The 15016-nt window shown below is 74.2% G+C and carries 13 protein-coding genes; 4 read left to right on the top strand and 9 right to left on the bottom strand.

The genetic code is table 11. The features are described from left to right. Positions 1-224 precede the first annotated feature (224 nt). Positions 225-467, bottom strand: a complete 243-nt coding sequence (locus OG295_RS25900) for a hypothetical protein (RefSeq protein ID WP_371679053.1) — start codon at positions 465-467, stop codon at positions 225-227. A 12-nt stretch (positions 468-479) separates the two neighbouring features. Here OG295_RS25900 and OG295_RS25895 point away from each other — a divergent pair, with 12 nt between their 5' ends. Next, positions 480-743, top strand: a complete 264-nt coding sequence (locus OG295_RS25895) for a DUF6343 family protein (protein ID WP_371679052.1) — start codon at positions 480-482, stop codon at positions 741-743. 1 nt (position 744) lies between these two features. Here OG295_RS25895 and OG295_RS25890 read toward each other — a convergent pair whose 3' ends face one another. The 4 genes from OG295_RS25890 to rpsA all read right to left on the bottom strand — a co-directional run bounded on the left by OG295_RS25890 (position 745) and on the right by rpsA (position 4599). Next, positions 745-1077 carry a tetratricopeptide repeat protein gene (locus OG295_RS25890; protein WP_371681308.1) on the bottom strand — a complete coding sequence of 111 codons (333 nt, stop codon included), beginning with the start codon at positions 1075-1077 and terminating at the stop codon, positions 745-747. Positions 1078-1249: 172 nt separating this feature from the next. Next, positions 1250-1879: a dephospho-CoA kinase gene (gene coaE / locus OG295_RS25885; RefSeq protein WP_371679051.1), complete on the bottom strand. Its 630-nt coding sequence runs from the start codon at positions 1877-1879 to the stop codon at positions 1250-1252. 81 nt (positions 1880-1960) lie between these two features. Further along, a complete protein-coding gene (locus tag OG295_RS25880) occupies positions 1961-2899 on the bottom strand; it encodes a PAC2 family protein (RefSeq protein WP_371679050.1) in 939 nt (312 codons plus the stop codon). Between the two features lie 179 nt (positions 2900-3078). Beyond that, positions 3079-4599 carry a 30S ribosomal protein S1 gene (gene rpsA, locus OG295_RS25875; RefSeq protein ID WP_371679049.1) on the bottom strand — a complete coding sequence of 507 codons (1521 nt, stop codon included), beginning with the start codon at positions 4597-4599 and terminating at the stop codon, positions 3079-3081. Positions 4600-4939: 340 nt separating this feature from the next. Between rpsA and OG295_RS25870 the strand changes: the two genes are divergently transcribed. Together OG295_RS25870 and OG295_RS25865 are read left to right on the top strand one after the other, a co-directional pair. Continuing rightward, positions 4940-5788: a class I SAM-dependent methyltransferase gene (locus OG295_RS25870; RefSeq protein WP_371679047.1), complete on the top strand. Its 849-nt coding sequence runs from the start codon at positions 4940-4942 to the stop codon at positions 5786-5788. Between the two features lies 1 nt (position 5789). Then, entirely contained in the window at positions 5790-8450 is a 2661-nt protein-coding gene (locus tag OG295_RS25865) for an ATP-dependent RNA helicase (RefSeq protein ID WP_371679046.1), read from the top strand. On the opposite strand, the gene OG295_RS25860 is transcribed toward OG295_RS25865, so the two are convergent. The 3 genes from OG295_RS25860 to OG295_RS25850 form a co-directional block, all read right to left on the bottom strand. Continuing rightward, on the bottom strand, positions 8440-9414 hold the full coding sequence (locus OG295_RS25860) for a DUF3068 domain-containing protein (RefSeq protein ID WP_371679045.1): 975 nt from the start codon (positions 9412-9414) through the stop codon (positions 8440-8442). The genes OG295_RS25865 and OG295_RS25860 overlap by 11 nt on opposite strands. A 12-nt stretch (positions 9415-9426) precedes the next feature. Beyond that, positions 9427-9567: an SPW_0924 family protein gene (locus tag OG295_RS25855; protein ID WP_106979781.1), complete on the bottom strand. Its 141-nt coding sequence runs from the start codon at positions 9565-9567 to the stop codon at positions 9427-9429. Between the two features lie 160 nt (positions 9568-9727). After that, a complete protein-coding gene (locus OG295_RS25850; protein WP_371679044.1) occupies positions 9728-11041 on the bottom strand; it encodes a lytic transglycosylase domain-containing protein in 1314 nt (437 codons plus the stop codon). Between the two features lie 148 nt (positions 11042-11189). On the opposite strand from OG295_RS25850, the gene OG295_RS25845 reads away from it, so the two are divergent. Further along, entirely contained in the window at positions 11190-12062 is an 873-nt protein-coding gene (locus OG295_RS25845; RefSeq protein ID WP_371679043.1) for a DUF4184 family protein, read from the top strand. A 33-nt stretch (positions 12063-12095) separates the two neighbouring features. Here OG295_RS25845 and polA read toward each other — a convergent pair whose 3' ends face one another. Then, the gene (gene polA, locus OG295_RS25840; RefSeq protein WP_371679042.1) at positions 12096-14816 is read right to left on the bottom strand and encodes a DNA polymerase I; all 2721 of its coding nucleotides are present in this window, start codon (positions 14814-14816) and stop codon (positions 12096-12098) included. Positions 14817-15016: the final 200 nt, after the last annotated feature.

Here is a 15016-nt window from a genome sequence, read left to right as displayed (position 1 = left end):
TGCGGTGTGCTCACGGCGCCCCCTCCCAGGTCTCCGGCCCCGCCCGGTCATGGCGGATCCACTGCCGCCGAGTCTAGGCGGACCCTCTGACAACCGCCGCTGACCTGCGCGGACACCCCCGGTGACGGCGGCCGGAGCGGCCGGGTGGGGGCGGGCGGCCGGGCGCGGGCGGCCGGGTGGGGCGAATCGAGCAGCCGGGGCGGACGGGGCCGGCCCGCGACCGGTCAGCGGGTCCGGCGGCCCCGCTCGCACGCGAACCCGTACACGGGCCGCCCCGCCGGGGCGCTGGTCCGCCAGGGCAGGCCGGAGTCGTCCGGCCGCAGGATGCCCGGGGATCCGCCGGGGCCGCTCCAGCGCAGGTCGAAGCACCACTCGCAGTCACATCCGGTGGCGGCGGCCTCCACCCTCGAAACCGCGGGCTCGGCCGCCGAGACCCGTAGGGGGAAGGCCGGTGGGACCATGGACATGAGGCGATGTCCATGCGTACCGGAAACGAGCCGGTGACCGCCCGCAGCCCGCTGCGCCTGCGGCTCTGGCTGAGTCTGTGGGGGCTGCTGTGGGGAGCCGCCGGGACGGCGGTGTTCTCGATGGCCGGCCTGCCCGGGTGGGCGGCGGCGTGCGCGGTCCTCGTGCTGGTCGCGGCGGTGGACATGGCCGTCGTCGTGCGGCACATCCACCAGGGGCCGCACTACCAGCCGGGCCCGGACGTGCCCCCGTACGAGCCTCCCCGCCGCCGCCCCTGAGTCACTTCTCGAAACGGGCCGCGGCCAGGTACTCGGGCTGCGGGTCGAGGGCGGCGGCGAGCCGGAAGTGGCGCCGCGCCTGCTCGTGCCGCCCGGACCGCTCGTGGGTCCGGGCGAGCGCGAAGTGGGCGAAGGCGTTGTCCGGCTCCCGCTCCAGCACCAGCGCGAACTCCCGCTCCGCCGACCGCAGCTGCGCCGACGCGAAGAAAGCCCGGGCGCGCAGCAGCCGGGCCGCGGTGTTCTCGGGGTGGGCGGCTATCACGGAGTCGAGGAGCCGGAGCGCGCCGCGCGGGTCGCGGGCGGCGAGCAGCCGCTCGGCGGCCCGGTAGTCGATGACGTGGGTCTCGGGGCTGGTCTCCTGCGGGCCCGAGCCCGCGCCCGGGGCGGGCGGCTGCTGGGGCGGCGGGGGCGGGGTATCGGACACGATGTCTTTCCTTCCCTCCGGGGGCGCGTTCAACGCCCCCCGTCGCCGCGCCTGTTCCACACCGCCGGCCGACCGCGCGGGCTCAGTCGCCGGCCGGGACCTCCGGAGCCGCGGGCTCCGCCGCCCGCGCCACGAGTTCCTTCCACACTGCGCGCACCTGCGGTTCCAGCGCCTCCAGCGGCCCGTCGTTGTCGATGACCAGCGTGGCCACCGCCAGCCGCTGTTCCCGCGTGGCCTGCGCCGCCATCCTGGCCCGCGCCTCCTCCTCGGTCATGCCGCGCAGCGCGGTGAGCCGCGCCAGCTGGGTCCCGGGGGCGGCGTCCACGACCACGACGAGGTCGTACAGGGGCGCGAGGCCGTTCTCCGCGAGCAGCGGTACGTCGTGCACCACGATCGCGTCGGGGCCCGCGGCCCGTTCCAGCTCGGCGGACCGGGCCCCGACCAGCGGGTGGACGATCGCGTTCAGGGCCCGCAGCCGCTCCTGGTCCGCGAAGACGACGGCTCCCAGTCTCGGCCGGTCGAGGGCCCCGTCGGCGGTCAGCACGCCGTCCCCGAAGGCCCGCACCACGGCCGCGAGCCCGGGGGTGCCGGGCTCCACGACCTCCCGTGCGATCCGGTCGGCGTCCACGACGACCGCCCCGTACCCCGCCAGCAGCCGCGAGACCTCGCTCTTGCCGGCACCGATTCCGCCTGTCAGGCCCACTTTCAGCATGCTCCGCACCCTAGGCCCCGCCGGCCCGCGAAGACCAGGCCCCCCAGGGCCACCCGCCCCGCCCACGCCGTACCCGGCTGCCTACGCCTCGCCCTCGCGCTCGGCGAGGAAGCGCTCGAACTCGCGGCCGATCTCGTCCGCCGACGGGATCTCGGCGGGCTCGGCGATCATGTTCCCCCGGGTTTCGGCCCCGGCCGCGGCGTCGTACTGGTGCTCCAGACCCTGGACCAGGCTGACGAGCTCCTCGTCGCCCTCGCGGATCTGCCGGTCGATCTCGGTCTGCGTGCGGTGCGCCTCGGTGCGCAGGGCGTGCGCGACGGCCGGCAGGACCAGCCCGGTCGCGGCGGTGATCGCCTCCAGCGCGGTGAGCGCGGCGTCCGGGTACGCGGAGCGGGCGACGTAGTGCGGTACGTGGGCGGCGACGCCCAGCACGTCGTGCCCGGACTGGCCGAGGCGGTACTCCACCAGCGACTCGGCGCTGCCGGGTACCTGCGCCTCGTCGAAGGGGCTGCGGTGGCCGGGCATCAGGTCGGTGCGGTTGCCGTGCGGGGTGATGCCGACGGGACGGGTGTGCGGGACGCCCATGGGGATGCCGTGGAAGTTGACCGAGAGCCGGACTCCGAGCCGCTCGACGATCTGGCGGACGGCGACGGCGAAGCGCTCCCACTCCACGTCCGGCTCGGGGCCGGAGAGCAGCAGGAAGGGCGCGCCGGTGGCGTCCTGGACGAGGCGGACTTCCAGCCGGGGTTCCTCGAAATCGGTCCAGTGGTCGCGCTTGAAGGTCAGCAGCGGGCGCCGGGCCCGGTAGTCCACCAGGCGGTCCGCGTCGAAGCGGGCCACCACCTGGTGCGGCAGGGTCTCCAGGAGCCGCTCGACGATCTGCTCGCCGGCCTCGCCCGCGTCGATGTACCCCTCGAAGTGGTAGAGCATGACCAGCCCGGCCGAGTCCTGGGCGAGCGCCAGGTCGGCCACCGCCAGGCCCTTGGCGTCCCATTCGTACAGACCCTGTGGATCAAGCACCCTCACCACTCCTCCCTCGCGCCGTGTTCTCCGGTGCCAACGTCCAAGGAGGCCCGGCCATTCCCCAGTTGGCGGCTTTCACAGGAAGAACGACGCGACGAGGCCCGCCCCCCGGAGGGGACGGGCCTCGTCGTTCAGCTCAGCTCACGCCGTGGCGCGACGCCTGTGCTGCGCTGCGATCAGCTCTGGCCGCCGGCCAGCTTCTCGCGGAGCGCGGCCAGGGCCTCGTCGGACGCCAGGGCGCCGGAGGTCTCGTCCGCACCCTCGGAGGAGTACGAACCACCGGAGATGCTGGCGCCGCCACCGGCGTTGCCACCGGCGGCCGGGGCGGCAGCGCCCTCGGCAGCAGCGGCCTCGTCGGCCTCGCGGCTCTTGATGACCTGCGCCTGGTGCTGCTCGAAGCGGACCTGCGCCTCGGCGTACTGACGCTCCCAGGTCTCGCGCTGGGTGTCGAAGCCCTCGAGCCAGTCGTTGGTCTCGGGGTCGAAGCCCTCGGGGTAGATGTAGTTGCCCTGGTCGTCGTAGGACGCGGCCATGCCGTACAGGGTCGGGTCGAACTCGACCGACGCCGGGTCGGCACCGAAGGACTCGTTGGCCTGCTTCAGCGACAGCGAGATCCGGCGACGCTCAAGGTCGATGTCGATGACCTTGACGAAGATCTCGTCGTTGACCTGGACGACCTGCTCCGGGATCTCCACGTGGCGCTCGGCCAGCTCGGAGATGTGGACCAGACCCTCGATGCCCTCGTCCACGCGGACGAACGCACCGAACGGAACCAGCTTGGTGACCTTACCCGGGACGACCTGACCGATCTGGTGGGTCCGGGCGAACTGCTGCCACGGGTCTTCCTGCGTCGCCTTCAGCGACAGGGAGACGCGCTCGCGGTCCATGTCGACGTCGAGGACCTCGACGGTGACTTCCTGGCCGACCTCGACAACCTCGGACGGGTGGTCGATGTGCTTCCAGGACAGCTCGGAGACGTGCACGAGACCGTCGACGCCGCCCAGGTCCACGAAGGCACCGAAGTTGACGATCGAGGAAACGACGCCGGAGCGGACCTGACCCTTCTGCAGGGTGGTGAGGAACGTCTGGCGAACCTCGGACTGGGTCTGCTCGAGCCAGGCACGGCGGGACAGGACCACGTTGTTGCGGTTCTTGTCCAGCTCGATGATCTTCGCCTCGAGCTCCTTGCCCACGTAGGGCTGGAGGTCGCGGACGCGACGCATCTCGACGAGAGAGGCCGGCAGGAAGCCACGGAGGCCGATGTCGAGGATGAGACCACCCTTGACGACCTCGATGACGGTACCGGTGACGATGCCGTCTTCTTCCTTGATCTTCTCGATCGTGCCCCAGGCACGCTCGTACTGAGCGCGCTTCTTGGACAGGATCAGACGGCCTTCCTTGTCCTCCTTCTGGAGAACCAGGGCCTCGATCTCGTCGCCGACCTTGACGACCTCGTTCGGGTCGACGTCGTGCTTGATCGAGAGCTCGCGGCTCGGGATCACGCCCTCCGTCTTGTAACCGATGTCGAGGAGAACCTCGTCCCGGTCCACCTTGACGATGACGCCGTCGACGATGTCGCCGTCGTTGAAGTACTTGATCGTCTCGTCGATGGCCGCGAGGAACGCGTCCGCGTCGCCGATGTCGTTGACCGCTACCTGCGGAGGGGTGGTGGCGGTGGTCTCGGTGCTGCTCGTCATGTGGGAAAGGGCTCCGGTTACGGACAGAAAGTCGTAGGTACTGCTACGCCGGGAGCCCTTATCGGCAACTGCCGAAGCCGGACAGCCAAGGAAGCCCCAGTTCCGCCAAAGCGGCAGGGCCTCGAAAACCGAGGGGACATCAACAGAAGCAAGCGCAGCCTGCTAGGTCTGAGGAGCACAGGCTCGCAGCGCAACTTGTAGCATACGGGGGCAGCCGGACAGGGTCAATGCGCGAAGGCGCACACTGCGGGCAGATCGCCGCACAACCGGCACAATTCGTGGGCGGGGACGCCCCGATGAGCAATCCAGAACCCATCCGCAGACTACGACGACGGGCCCCATGAACCAAGAGGACTACGCCCCCGAAGACGCGTACGACGCCGAAGGCGCCGACGGGGACGACGCCGAGGCCACCCGGCGTGACGCCGGGGAAGCGGAGAGCAGCCGGGCGAGCCGCGGCTGGTGGGACCGCAACGCCGACGACTACCAGAGCGAACACGGCGCCTTCCTGGGCGACGACCGCTTCGTCTGGGGTCCGGAGGGCCTCGACGAGGAGCAGGCCGCCCTGCTGGGGCCCGCCGCCTCCCTCAAGGACAAGGACGTCCTGGAGATCGGCGCCGGGGCCGCCCAGTGCTCGCGCTGGCTCGCCGCCCGCGGCGCCCGGCCCGTGGCCCTGGACCTTTCGCACCGCCAGCTCCAGCACGCCCTGCGCATCGGCGGCGACGTCCCGCTCGTCGAGGCCGACGCCGGCCGGCTCCCCTTCCGCGACGGGTCCTTCGACCTGGCCTGCTCGGCCTACGGGGCCGTCCCCTTCGTCGCCGACCCGGTGAACGTGATGCGCGAGGTCCACCGGGTACTGCGCCCCGGCGGCCGCTGGGTCTTCTCCGTCACCCACCCGCTGCGCTGGGCGTTCCCCGACGAGCCCGGCCCGGAGGGCCTCTCCGTCGCCGCCTCCTACTTCGACCGGACCCCGTACGTCGAGCAGGACGAGCAGGGGCGCGCCGTCTACGTCGAGCACCACCGCACCCTCGGCGACCGGGTCCGGGACGTGGTCGGGGGCGGGTTCCGCCTGCTGGACCTGGTGGAGCCGGAGTGGCCCGAGTGGAACACCCAGGAGTGGGGCGGCTGGTCCCCGCTGCGCGGCAACCTGATCCCGGGAACCGCGATCTTCGTCTGCGAGCGCGACTGACATGATCCGCAGCGCCGCCCTCGACGCCCTGCCCGTACGGGAGGCCCTGCCCGCGCTCGCCTCCGCCCTGGAGGACCGGGGCGCGGCGGTGCTGTGCGCCCCGCCCGGCACCGGAAAGACCACGCTGGTGCCCCTGGTGCTCGCGGGGCTGGTGGGGGGCGGCCCGCAGCGCCGGGTGCTGGTGGCCGAGCCACGGCGGATCGCCGCCCGGGCCGCCGCGCGGCGGATGGCGTGGCTGCTGGGCGAGCAGCCGGGCGCCTCGGTGGGCTTCACCGTGCGCGGGAAGCGGGTCGTGGGGCCCTCGACCCGCGTGGAGGTGGTCACCACCGGCGTCCTGCTCCAGCGGCTCCAGCGGGACCAGGAGCTGGCCGGGGTGGACGTGGTGGTGCTGGACGAGTGCCACGAGCGGCACCTGGACGCCGACACCGCGGCCGCCTTCCTCCTCGACGTGCGCGAGGCCCTGCGCCCGGAGCTGCGGCTGGTGGCGGCCTCCGCGACCACCGACGCGGCGGGCTGGGCCCGGCTGCTCGGCGGCGCGGGCGGGGACCCGGCGCCGGTGGTCGAGGCCGCGGGCGTCTCGTACCCGGTGGAGACCGTGTGGGCGCCGCCGGCCCGGCCGGTGCGGCCCCCGCACGGGATGCGCGTGGACCCGGCGCAGCTGACGCACGTGGCGTCGGTGGTCCGGCGGGCCCTGGCGGAACGTTCCGGCGACGTGCTGTGCTTCCTGCCCGGCGTGGGCGAGCTGGGCCGGGTCGCCGGGCAGCTGGGCGCGGTGGGGGCGGAGGTGCTCCAGGTGCACGGCCGGGCGGCCGCCGCCGTCCAGGACGCGGTGCTGACGCCGTCGGCGCACCGCCGGGTGATCCTGGCGACCGCCGTCGCGGAGTCGAGCCTGACCGTGCCCGGCGTACGGGTGGTCGTGGACTCCGGGCTCGCCCGCGAACCCCGCGTGGACCACGCGCGGGGCCTGGGCGCGCTGGCCACCGTACGGGCGTCCCGTGCCGCGGGCCGGCAGCGGGCCGGGCGGGCCGGGCGCGAGGCGCCGGGAACGGTCTACCGCTGCTGGGCACAGGCGGAGGACGCGCGGCTGCCCTCCTTCCCCTCCCCCGAGATCCGCACCGCGGACCTGGCGGCGTTCGCGCTCCAGGCCGCCTGCTGGGGCGATCCGGACGCCTCCGGTCTGGCCCTGCTGGACCCGCCGCCGGCCGGGGCGATGGCCGCCGCGCGGGAGGTCCTGTCGGTCGTCGGCGCGGTCGACCCCGCGGGCCGGCCGGCCCCGCGCGGGCTGCGGATGGCCCGGCTGGGGCTGCATCCTCGGCTGGCGCGGGCGCTGCTGGACGGTACGGAGGCACTGGGCGCGCGGCGGGCCGCGGAGCTGGTGGCGCTGCTGAGCGAGGAGCCGCCGCGGGAGTACGGGGACGACCTGGCCGCCGCCTGGCGGTCGGCCCGGCGCGGCGGCGACGCCTACGCGGGGCGCTGGCGGGCGGAGGTCCGCCGGCTGGAGCGTGCGGTGTCCCCGGCGGGCCGCGGGACCTCCGCCCCGGCGGGCGCGGCCGGGCCGGGCGTCCCGGAAGCCGCCGCGCGCGGTGTCTCCCCCGCCCCGCCCCTTGCCGAAGCCGGGACGCGGCCCCGGACCCCTTCGGGGTCTGCGGCCCCGGACCTCCGCGCCCCCGCCGCCGGCGAGGCCGGGACGGACGCCGCCGCCGGGCTCGTCGCCGCGCTGGCGTTCCCCGAGCGGGTGGCGCGGGCCAAGGGGGGCGGGGGGTTCCTCATGGCCTCCGGGACCGGGGCCGAGACCGGCGAGGGGTCGGGGCTGCGCAGCGCGCCCTGGCTGGCCGTCGCCGTCGCCGACCGGGCCGCGCACTCCGCTTCCGCCCGCGTCCGCCTCGCCGCCGTCATCGACGAGGACACCGCCCTGGCCGCAGCCGCCCACCTGCGGACCGGGGGCGAGGAGGTGCACTGGGAGGACGGGGACCTCGTGGCCCGCCGCGTCACCCGGCTCGGTGCGATCGAGCTGGCCTCACGCCCGCTGCGCGAACCCGACCCGGCGGCGGTCCGGGCCGCCCTGCTCGACGGGCTGCACGCGGAGGGCCTGGGCCTGCTGCGCTGGTCCGCGGACGCGTCGGCGCTGCGGGCCCGCCTCGGGTTCCTGCACCGCACGCTGGGCGGCGCCTGGCCCGACGTGGCCGAGGACGCGGCGCTGCTGGAGCGTGCCGACGACTGGCTGGAGCCGGAGCTTTCGCGGGCCCGCCGCCGCGCCGACCTGGCCCGGATCGACGCGGGCCAGGCCCTGAACCGGCTGCTGCCGTGGGCCACCGGCGAGGCCGTCCGGCTCGACGAGCTGGCCCCGGAGCGGATCGAGGTGCCCAGCGGTTCCCGGATCCGTGTGGACTACGGGGCCGAGCAGCCCGTCCTCGCGGTCAAGCTCCAGGAGCTGTTCGGGCTGGCCGAGACCCCGCGCGTGGCCGGGGTGCCGGTCCTGGTCCACCTGCTGTCGCCGGCCGGGCGGCCGGCCGCCGTCACGGCCGACCTGGCCTCCTTCTGGCAGGGCGGCTACCGGGCGGTCCGCGCCGAGCTGCGCGGCCGCTACCCCAGGCACCCGTGGCCCGAGGACCCGGCGGCCGCGGAGCCGACCCGGCACACCAACGCCCGGCTCAGGCGCTGACCCCGTCCTCCTCCCGCCGGCGGCCGCGGGCCTCCAGCCAGAGGGCCGCGGCGAGCAGGGCCAGGCCGACCGGGGCGAGGCCGGCCGGCGCGTACGTGTGGAGCGCGAGGACCTTCGTACGGTTCGAGGCGACCAGGTCGAAGGTGTACTTCGCGTAGTCGGGCCGGATCGTGACGTGCCCGGCGAAGGCGGTGAGCCGGCCTTCGGGAGCGCTCGCCGCGATGCCGCCGCGCATCTCCTGCTGGATGTCCTGCTCGGCGTTGACGGGGGCACCGGTGACGGGGTCGACCCAGAAGCGGGCCTTGACCGTGTACCAGAGGGTGGTGCCGGTGGTCTGCTCGATCGTCGCCGGGTCGATGCCCTCGATGGGCATCTTCTTCGGCATGGGCACCTTGGTCCAGGGAACGGTCTGCTCGAAGTAGTAGACCTCCATGCCCCGGTAGGTGCGCGGTCCGACGTAGTGGATCGGGGAGGAGGTGCGGGTCTGCGCGTCGAAGTAGAGGTAGTCGCGGGGTTCGGTGAAGAACGGCCACTTGAACTCGATGCCCTCGCGTGTGACCGGGTCCCCGTCGACCATCTCGCCGGTGGCGTGCACCGGGTCCTGGGTGTGGGCGTCGAAGAGGTAGCGCTCGGGGATCCTGGAGACCATCTTGCCGTCCGGCCCGATGATGTAGGTCAGGGTGTCCCAGACGACGACGTCCTTGCCCGCGTCGGCCTCGACCTCCCGGGACGCCTCGACGTTGCCCTTGAGGGTCTGGACGATGGTGACCTTGTCGACCTTCTTGGGCTGCATGCCGCCCGCGTAGTCGAGGAGGGTCGCGTCCTTGGCCTCCAGGACCATCTCCTGGTACTGGCCCGGCGGGATCTTGGCGAGCCTGGGGTACGCGTACCAGCGCAGCAGCGGTGCGAGGGCTGCGCAGAACACGGCGAGGGCAAGCAGGACGAGACTCGCTCTGCGTCGCACGGCCGGCCTCCTCTACTTTCCGGGCGCGGCGGGCGCGGTGGTGAGCAGGGGCTTGGGGGAGGTCTTGCCCTCCGGCGCCCCGAACGCCGTGACGGCGAGGACGAGGGCCAGGGCGGCGGCCAGCCCGATGGCGGCGGCGACGAGTGCGCGCATGCCGGGGCCTCCGATATCTGATGGGGCGTCAGGGAGGCGTACCGTAGCAACGCGGGGGCGAGATGAGAACCCGTCTGGACCTGCACCGGAAGAAGGCCCGTCCCGCCCGGGCGGCGGGCGGGACGGGCCTGTGGCCCACGGCGGGCGGCGGGAGCCGGCCCTACGGGGTTCGCGGGGGGAGCGCGCCCGGGGTGGGGCTCGCCTTGGGCGAGGCCGGGGCGGAGGGCGTCGCCGAGGGGGAGGCCGACGCGGAGGGGGTGGGCTTGGGGGTCGGGGTCGAGGTCGGCGTCGGCGTCGCGCTCGGGGTCGGGGTCGGGGTCGGGCTAGGCGTGGGAGTCGGGGTTGGGGTCGGCGTCGGGCTAGGCGTCGGCGTGGGAGTCGGGGTTGGGGTCGGGCTCGGCGTCGGCGTCGGCGTCGGGGTGGGACTCGGGGTCGGCGCAGGCGTCGGCTTCGGCGACGGGGTGGGCGTGGGGGTGGGCTTCGGGCCCGTCGGCTGCCCCGCACCCGTACCCGTACCCGTACCCGTACCGGCACCGGCACCGGCACCGGCACCGGCACCCGTACCGCCACCGCCGCCGGAACCACCCGCGTCCGGGACCTCGTGCGTGCCCTGGAGGTAGTACGCGTACCAGGACCGCACCGTCCTCAGGTACTCCCCGGACTGGTTGTAGGAGAGCACCGCCCGGTCCAGGCCCGCCCCGGTCCGCAGGTCACGGTTGCCGGCGCACAGGTAGCGGCCGGCCGCGAGGGCCGCGTCGTGGACGTTGTTCGGGTCGCGCCGTCCGTCGCCGTTCGCGTCCTGCCCCCAGGCCGCCCAGGTGGACGGGATGAACTGCATCGGCCCGACGGCCCGGTCGTACCGGGCGTCGCCGTCGTAGGCCCCGCCGTCCGTGTCGGAGATGTTCGCGAAGCCGTTGCCGTCGAGCACGGGCCCCAGGATGGGCCGCAGCGTGGTTCCGGCGGCGTCGACCTGCCCGCCGCGCGCCTGGCCCGACTCGACCTTGCCGATCGCCGCGAGCAGCTGCCAGCGCAGCCCGCAGCCGGGGTCGCTCTCCCCCACCTTCTGCTCGGCCCGCCGGTACGCGGCGAGCACGCTCGCGGGGATCCCCTGCGCGCCCTGCGACCCCACCTGCAGCACGGTCTGCAGGGACACCGGACCGGCCGCCGCGTCGGGCGCCGGACCGGGGGTCGGCCGGGCGGCCGCCTGCTCGCCCTCCGGCAGCAGCACGGCCGGGGGCTGCGGGCTGAGCAGCGGCGGGAGTTCGGTGAAGTAGGAGGAGTCGCCCCCGGCGGCGCCCGAGCCGCCCGCCACCGCGGCGGACTGCGAACCGGCGGTCTCCCCGGCCGCGGCCAGCCGGTCCGCGAGCCCGGCGGCCGGGCCCTGCGAGGCCGTCATCGCGGCGGCGACCAGAGCCGAGACCAGAGCGGCGGCCGCACTTCTGCGCAGGCCGCGTCCGACTATTCGTGCCGACATGAGCGGGACCCCTCCCCTAGACGTCCGCGTGACCCTACGTCAACTCCCTGCACACGGCACGCAATGCGGCCCGGAAATTCACCGGATCCCCACGTCCCTGCGCAGGTCACGCATACTGTCCCGACGACCGGGACCCAGGAGACGCGTCATGCCGTTCACTCTCAGCCATGCGGCCGCGGTACTCCCGGCCATCCGCCGGACCGGCCGGGCCCGGGGGCCCCTCGTGGCCTCCGCCCTGGTGCTGGGGTCCTTCGCGCCGGACACCTTCTTCTTCGCGGACGCCGTCGTCGAAGGCCTCATGGGCTACGGCACGTTCGCGCATTCGCTGCCGGGCGTGCTCACCGTGGACGCCGCCCTGACGGCCGTCCTCGCCGGGTGCTGGCTCCTGTTGCGCGAGCCGCTGGTGGCGCTGCTGCCGCGGGCCTGGCGGGGCAGGACGTACGCGTTCGTACGCGGCGCGTCCTGGCGGGAGCGCCGGACGCCCGCGCTGGCACTGTGGTTCTACCTGTCGGCGGTGACCGGCTCGCTCACCCACGTGGTGTGGGACAGCTTCACGCACCCGGACCGCTGGGGGACGAACGCGCTGCCGCGGCTGGGCGAACCCTTCGCCTTCGGCCTGCCCCTGTACTCCTTCGTCCAGTACGGCACTTCGGCGATCGCCGCCGGTGTGCTGCTCCGGTTCACCGCGACCGCGCTGCGCCGGCTGCCGGCCGCGCCCGTGCCTTCGGCGGTGCCGGTGCTCGGCCGCGCGGTGACGCTGTGGGCGTCCGCGCTGGTGGCCGTGTGCGTGGCGGTGGGGGTCACGCTGCGGGTGCTGCGCTTCTTCACGTTCTTCGACCGGATCCGCACCCCGCTCGACATCATCCCGACCGTCTGCTTCGGCGCGGGCGGCGGCCTGGCCGTCGGACTGCTGCTCTACGGGCTCCTCGTCCGCCTCCTGCAGCGCCGCGGCCGCCACCGCGACCGCGAGGACGGCGACCGCACCGGCCCGGACGCGCGGACGCCCGTCCCCACCGCCTAGGCGGGGACGGGCGCCGACGCGGCCGCGGCGGGGTCAGTGCGCGGCGGACTCCCAGTCCGTGCCGACGCCCACGGACACGTCGAGCGGAGCCCGCAGTTCGACGGCGGCGGCCATCTCGCGGCGCACCAGCTCCTCGACCCGCTCGCGCTCGCCGGGGGCGATCTCCAGCACGATTTCGTCGTGGACCTGGAGCAGCATCCGCGAGGTCAGCCCGGCCTCGGCGAGGGCCTTGTCCACGCGCAGCATGGCGACCTTGACGATGTCGGCGGCGGTGCCCTGGATGGGGGCGTTGAGCGCCATCCGCTCGGCGGCCTCGCGGCGCTGGCGGTTGTCGCTGTTGAGGTCGGGCAGGTAGCGGCGGCGCCCGAACACGGTCGCCGTGTACCCGGTCGCCCGGGCCTCGTCCACCACGCGCTGGAGGTAGTCGCGCACCCCGCCGAACCGCTCGAAGAAGGTGTCCATCAGACCGCGCGCCTCGGCGGGCTCGATGTTCAGCTGCTGGGCGAGACCGAAGGCGGACAGCCCGTACGCCAGACCGTAGGACATGGCCTTGATCTTGCGGCGCATCTCGGCGTCGACGGCGGAGCGCTCCACCCCGAACACCTGGGAGGCGACGGTGGTGTGCAGGTCCTCGCCCGACAGGAACGCCTCGATGAGGCCCTCGTCCTCGGAGAGGTGGGCCATGACGCGCAGCTCGATCTGGCTGTAGTCGGCCGTCATCAGGGACTCGTAGCCCTCGCCGACGACGAAGCCGCGGCGGATGGCGCGGCCCTCGTCGGTGCGCACCGGCACGTTCTGCAGGTTGGGGTCGGTGGAGGACAGCCGTCCGGTCGCGGCGACGGTCTGGCTGAAGCTGGTGTGCACCCGGCCGTCGGCGGCGATCGCCTTGACCAGGCCCTCCACGGTGACGCGCAGCTTGGCCTGCTCCCGGTGCCGGAGCATGATCACCGGGAGTTCGTGGTCGGTCTGCGTGGCCAGCCAGGCGAGCGCGTCCGCGTCCGTGGTGTAGCCGGTCTTCGTCTTCTTCGTCTTCGGCAGGTCCAGCTCGCCGAAGAACACCTCCTGGAGCTGCTTGGGCGAGCCGAGGTTGAACTCGTGGCCCACCGTCGCGTGCGCCTCCTTCACCGCCTGCTGCACGGCCGCGGCGAACTGCTGCTCCATGCCCTCCAGGTGGTCGCGGTCGGCGGCGATGCCCGCCCGCTCCAGCCGGGCCAGCAGCTCCGAGGTGGGCAGCTCCATCTCGTGGAGCAGCTCGACGGCGCCGACCTCGGGCAGCTTCGCGGTGAAGGCGTCACCGAGGTCGAGGACGGCGCGGGCCTGCGCCATCAGGGCGTCGGCCTCGGCGGTCTCGTCGGCGCCGAAGGCCAGCTGGCCGTCGGCCGCCGGGGGCTGGAGCTCGCGGCCCAGGTACTCGACGGACAGCACGTCCAGCGCGAAGGACCGCCGGCCCGGCTTGACCAGGTAGGCGGCGAGCGCGGTGTCCATGGTGACCCCGGCCAGGGTCCAGCCGTGCTCCGGGAAGACCCGCATCAGGCCCTTGGCGTTGTGCACGACCTTCGGGCGGTCCGCGTCGGCGGCCCAGGCGGCGAAGGCCTTGTCGTCGCCCTCGTCCAGGGCGGACGGGTCGAACCAGGCGGCCGCCCCGCCGGCCGCGGCCAGCGCGATCTCGGAGACGTTGCCCTGGCCCAGGCCCCAGCTGTCGACGGTGGAGACGCCGAGGGGGCCGTCCGCGTGGGCCGCGAGCCACGGCGCGAGCTCGCCGGCGCCCAGTACGGACGCGTCCAGCTCGACGCCGGCCACCGGAGCGGGTGCCTCCTCCTCGGCCGCGCCCGGGTCCACGGCCAGCAGCCGCTCGCGCAGCGAGGCGTTGCGGATCTCCAGCACGTCCAGCACCCCGGTGACCGCGGACCGGTCGTAGGGGGCGCGCTCCAGGTCGGCAGGGGTCCTGGGCAGCTCCACGTCCTTGACCATCTCGGTCAGGACCCGGTTGAGCTTCACGGATTCCAGGTGGTCCCGGAAGTTCTGCCCGGCCTTGCCCTTGACCTCGTCGGCGCGCTCCACCAGCTCCGCGAACGACCCGAACTGGGTGATCCACTTCGCGGCGGTCTTCTCGCCGACGCCCGGGATGCCGGGCAGGTTGTCGGACGGGTCGCCGCGCAGCGCCGCGAAGTCCGGGTACTGCTGCGGGGTGAGGCCGTACTTCTCCTCGACCTTCTCCGGGGTGAACCGGGTCAGCTCGGAGACGCCCTTGGTCGGGTAGAGCACGGTCGTGCGCTCGGACACCAGCTGGAAGGAGTCCCGGTCGCCGGTGACGATCAGCACGTCGAAGCCCGCGGCCTCGGCCTGGGTCGCGAGCGTCGCGATCACGTCGTCGGCCTCGAAGCCGTCGACCGCGAACCGCGGCACCTTCATCGCGTCGAGCAGCTCGCCGATCAGCTCGACCTGCCCCTTGAACTCGTCGGGGGTCTTGGAACGGTTCGCCTTGTACTCGGGGAACTCCGTCGAGCGCCACGTCTTGCGGGACACGTCGAACGCCACCGCGAAGTGCGTGGGCGCCTCGTCGCGCAGCGTGTTCGCCAGCATCGACGCGAAGCCGTAGATGGCGTTGGTCGGCTGGCCCGTCGCGGTCGTGAAGTTCTCCGCGGGCAGCGCGAAGAACGCCCGGTACGCCAGGGAGTGCCCGTCCATGAGCATCAGGCGGGGGCGGTCCGCTGCGGTCGGCTGGTCGGTCTTCTTCGATGCTGAATCTGCCACGCCCCCGATCCTAGGGCTCCCCACCGACAATTCCGGCGCGGGCGACCGGCCGGCCATCCCGGGCGGGCGGCACCGCGCCCCGGCACCCGGCCGCCCCGGTCCCGGCTCCGGCTCCGGAGGCGACGGACCGCCCTCCCCCTCCCCCCTCGGCCGTGCAAGGATCTGGCGGACGCGGCAGCACGTGCCGCGTCCGTACGTAC

Source organism: Streptomyces sp. NBC_01276, assembly GCF_041435355.1.
Lineage (GTDB): Bacteria > Actinomycetota > Actinomycetes > Streptomycetales > Streptomycetaceae > Streptomyces.
The sequence above is the reverse complement of the archived record's forward strand: the minus strand, read 5'-3'. Positions and strand labels throughout refer to the sequence as shown.

Bases quoted from the DNA above. Each gene is read 5' to 3' on its own strand.
- OG295_RS25900 (WP_371679053.1), bottom strand. From the start codon at position 467: ATGTCCATGGTCCCACCGGCCTTCCCCCTACGGGTCTCGGCGGCCGAG.
- OG295_RS25895 (WP_371679052.1), top strand. From the start codon at position 480: ATGCGTACCGGAAACGAGCCGGTGACCGCCCGCAGCCCGCTGCGCCTG.
- coaE (WP_371679051.1), bottom strand. From the start codon at position 1,879: ATGCTGAAAGTGGGCCTGACAGGCGGAATCGGTGCCGGCAAGAGCGAG.
- rpsA (WP_371679049.1), bottom strand. From the start codon at position 4,599: ATGACGAGCAGCACCGAGACCACCGCCACCACCCCTCCGCAGGTAGCG.
- OG295_RS25870 (WP_371679047.1), top strand. From the start codon at position 4,940: ATGAACCAAGAGGACTACGCCCCCGAAGACGCGTACGACGCCGAAGGC.
- OG295_RS25865 (WP_371679046.1), top strand. From the start codon at position 5,790: ATGATCCGCAGCGCCGCCCTCGACGCCCTGCCCGTACGGGAGGCCCTG.
- OG295_RS25855 (WP_106979781.1), bottom strand. From the start codon at position 9,567: ATGCGCGCACTCGTCGCCGCCGCCATCGGGCTGGCCGCCGCCCTGGCC.
- OG295_RS25850 (WP_371679044.1), bottom strand. From the start codon at position 11,041: ATGTCGGCACGAATAGTCGGACGCGGCCTGCGCAGAAGTGCGGCCGCC.
- OG295_RS25845 (WP_371679043.1), top strand. From the start codon at position 11,190: ATGCCGTTCACTCTCAGCCATGCGGCCGCGGTACTCCCGGCCATCCGC.